This is a genomic window from Haloferax sp. s1 (assembly GCF_058382125.1).
On sequence record NZ_JBZRPK010000063.1, the window covers coordinates 1 to 798 of the forward strand.

Sequence of the window (798 nt, forward strand, 5' to 3'; positions counted from 1 at the left end):
ACTCGAAGCGGAGCGAAAGCGTATCGAGGCACAGGGTCAGGCGGACGCCAACCGCATCCTCGCCGAGTCGCTTTCCGACGAGGTTCTCACCCAGAAGTACATCAAGAAGTTAGACGAGACGGACACGGTGTACATCCCAGTCGGTGAAGGCGGTTACCCGCAGTTCGTCCGCTCGCTGGAGAGTGACGGGTCGGCATCATCGTCTTCGTCGTCATCCTCATCGTCTTCAGCGTCTGACTTAGATTCGGCGTCTTCGTCTTCATCCTCGTCAAACGACGCTGTAAACACGACTGCAGCCTGATGCGTTTCCGCCGCGAACTCGCCGTCGTGGTCGCGTTGTTCGTCCTCGTCGGCGCGCTCGCACGAACCGGTGCGGGACGATTCGTCCTCCCGGTCGTCAGTCTGGGTGTCGCCGTCGCGCTCGGCGTACTCCTACTCAAGCAACCGGCGTATTCGCGGACGACGTTCGGCCCTCGGACGCGAATACTCGAATCGACGCCGAATACGTCGGACGCCGTCTGCGTCGAGTGCGGGTCGCCCGCGACGACGCTCCGGCACTACGTCCGCGAGTGGGTCGTCCTCGGTGTCCCCGTCGTCCTCCTCGATGACGGGAAAAATCCGGTCTGCGACGACCACCGCGACTGAAGTGCGCCCTCAGACTAAGTTACCTTTTGCGACGAACTCGACGCGGCCGCCGACGTGAACGGTGACTTCCTCGCCGCCGTCACCTTCGTTGCTCTCGTCGTTGGCTTCGAGGTGGAGGTGCGACGGCCGACCCATCTCGTAGCCCTGTTCGAC

At 62.7% G+C, this 798-nt stretch carries 1 protein-coding gene and 2 pseudogenes; 2 read left to right on the forward strand and 1 reads right to left on the reverse strand.

What is annotated here, in order from left to right; translation table 11 throughout:
• A pseudogene (locus tag QT222_RS00390) lies at nt 1-301 on the forward strand (prohibitin family protein); the annotation flags it as partial.
• A complete protein-coding gene (locus QT222_RS00395; protein ID WP_004058526.1) occupies nt 301-645 on the forward strand; it encodes a DUF8108 domain-containing protein in 345 nt (114 codons plus the stop codon). The pseudogene QT222_RS00390 and the gene QT222_RS00395, both read left to right, overlap by 1 nt.
• A 9-nt stretch (nt 646-654) precedes the next feature.
• Here the strand turns inward: QT222_RS00395 and QT222_RS00400 are convergent.
• Nucleotides 655-798, reverse strand: a pseudogene (locus QT222_RS00400) (phenazine biosynthesis protein); the annotation flags it as partial.

Excerpts from the sequence above, each read along its gene's own strand:
- QT222_RS00395 (WP_004058526.1), top strand. The coding sequence starts at position 301 with ATGCGTTTCCGCCGCGAACTCGCCGTCGTGGTCGCGTTGTTCGTCCTC.